This is a genomic window from Pseudomonas sp. K5002 (genome assembly GCF_013386655.1).
Classification (GTDB): domain Bacteria; phylum Pseudomonadota; class Gammaproteobacteria; order Pseudomonadales; family Pseudomonadaceae; genus Aquipseudomonas.
Window position 1 is genome coordinate 1 of record NZ_JACARK010001759.1, and the last position, 347, is coordinate 347.

Sequence of the window (347 nt, forward strand, 5' to 3'; positions counted from 1 at the left end):
CCGTTGCACCGGCACCTCGAAACCTGCCAGCAGGCCGTAGCCCAGCGCTGCAGCAAACGCCAGGCCGCAGGCCCAGGGCAGCCACGGCAAAGGTTTCGGCCAACCCCCGTAGCGCGCAAGACCGGCGACCAGGCCATAGATCAACCCCGCCAGCAGGCCGATGTGCTGCCCGGAAATCACCAGTAAATGCACGGTGCCAGTGGCTTGCAGGACCCGCCAATCCTCGGCGGCCAACCCGGAACCATCGCCGAGCACCAGCGCCGCCAGGCCTGCCTCTCGCCCCTGGGCATCCACTGCCAGCAGCCGCTGGCGAATCCCGTCGCGCCAGGCATGTCGTGCCGGTGCCA

The 347-nt window shown here is 69.2% G+C and carries 1 protein-coding gene; it reads right to left on the minus strand.

Annotated features, from left to right (window positions below; genetic code table 11):
* A partial coding sequence (locus tag HX846_RS39130) for a ComEC/Rec2 family competence protein (protein WP_178967689.1) occupies positions 1-347 on the minus strand: 347 nt, incomplete at both ends.